The sequence below is a fragment of the Staphylococcus sp. HMSC14C01 genome (genome assembly GCF_001808085.1).
Lineage (GTDB): Bacteria > Bacillota > Bacilli > Staphylococcales > Staphylococcaceae > Staphylococcus > Staphylococcus hominis.
In genome coordinates, this window is record NZ_KV792030.1 from 3,135 (window position 1) to 5,054 (window position 1,920).

General features: G+C 32.7%; 2 protein-coding genes. One reads left to right on the forward strand and one right to left on the reverse strand.

Translation table 11 applies throughout. From position 1 onward, the window contains the following. A partial coding sequence (locus HMPREF3131_RS05335; protein ID WP_256262192.1) for a glucose-6-phosphate isomerase occupies window positions 1-1,286 on the reverse strand: 1,286 nt, incomplete at its 3' end. A gap of 200 nt (window positions 1,287-1,486) precedes the next feature. Here HMPREF3131_RS05335 and hxlA point away from each other — a divergent pair. Beyond that, a partial coding sequence (gene hxlA / locus HMPREF3131_RS11490) for a 3-hexulose-6-phosphate synthase (RefSeq protein ID WP_256262193.1) occupies window positions 1,487-1,920 on the forward strand: 434 nt, incomplete at its 3' end.

Genomic DNA, 1,920 nt, shown 5'->3' on the forward strand with positions numbered 1-1,920 from the left:
TTACCAAGTAAAGCAAACATATTTTGTTTATACGCTTCTACACCAGGTTGATTGAATGGATTGACGCCTAATTGATAACCACTCATAGCACATACGAGTTCAAAGAAGTACACGACATAGCCAAATGTTTCTTCATCTAATTGTGGAATATTAACAACGATATTAGGTACGCCACCATCAGTATGTGCTAATAATGTACCTTCAAATGCTTTTGTATTAACTTCATCAATTGTTTTACCAGCAAGATAATTTAATCCATCTAAATCGTCACTATCTTCTTCAATAGTAAGATCATGTTTTGGATGATTCACTTTAACAACTGTTTCAAATAAGAAACGACGACCTTCTTGAACGTATTGTCCTAATGAATGTAAATCAGTAGTGTAGTTAGCACTTGAAGGATAAATACCTTTAAAGTCTTTACCTTCTGATTCACCAAATAATTGTTTCCACCATTCATTGAAATATTGCATTGACGGTTCATAGTTGATAAGCATTTCAGTTGTATAACCTTTGCTATATAGAAGGTTACGGATTGTTGCATATTGATAAGCAATATTTTCTTCTAATTTGTCAGAAGATAATTCTTTACGTGCTTTTGCTGCACCAATCATCATCGCTTCAATATTAATACCTGCAGCTGCGATTGGTAATAAACCTACAGCAGTTAACACTGAATAACGGCCACCTACATCATCAGGAACTACAAATGTTTCATAACCTTCATTTGTAGCTAATTGTTTTAATGCACCTTTTTGTTTATCTGTTGTAGCAAAGATACGTTTTTTAGCTTCTTCTTTGCCATATTTACTCTCAACTAATTGTTTGAATAAACGGAATGCAACTGCTGGTTCTGTAGTTGTACCAGATTTAGAAATGACGTTTACAGAGAAATCTTTGTCAGCTAAATAATCTACTAATTCTTTTGTATAGCTTGATGATAAATGGTTACCTACAAAAACAATTTCAGGATAGTCATTATTTGTTCTAAATGAAGATGTTAGCATTTCAATAGCAGCACGTGCACCAAGGTATGAGCCACCAATACCAATAACAACTAACACGTCAGAATTTGCTTTAATACGTTTAGAAGCTTCTACAATTCTTGAAAACTCTTCTTTATCATAATCAACTGGAAGGTCTACCCAACCCAAGAAATCATTTCCTGCACCAGTTCCTCCATGTATCGTTTTGTGTAATGTCTTCACGATATCTTTTTGTTGTTCTAATTCATGTTCTCCAAAAAATTCTAAAGTCTTACCATAATCTAATTGAATATGAGTCATCTAAAAAGCCTCCAAATTTGTAATTATTAGTCTTATATTTACAATTCCAACTGTACACTACAGTGTAATATTATTCATACTGAAAAAATAGTCACCCCCTTTAGATAAGCTGACATTCCCTATATGCCAATTTTGTCAGTATTGATTTATTGATAATTATGTCAAAATAAAGGTATAAATTAATGAAAGGATGAATTATCGTGGAATTACAATTAGCTATTGATTTATTAAATAAAGAAGAAGCAGCAGAATTAGCGAAAAAAGTAGAAGAATATGTTGATATTGTAGAAATTGGTACACCAATTGTGATTAACGAAGGTTTACCTGCCGTTCAACATTTAAATGAAAATATAAGCAATGCTAAAGTATTAGCAGACTTAAAAATCATGGATGCAGCAGACTATGAAGTAAGCCAAGCTGTTAAATTCGGCGCTGATGTTGTAACAATTTTAGGTGTAGCTGAAGATGCGTCAATTAAAGCAGCAGTTGAAGAAGCACATAAAAATGACAAACAATTATTAGTAGATATGATTGCTGTTCAAGATTTAGAAAAACGTGCGAAAGAATTAGATGAAATGGGTGCAGACTATATTGCAGTGCACACTGGTTATGATTTACAAGCTGAAGGACAATC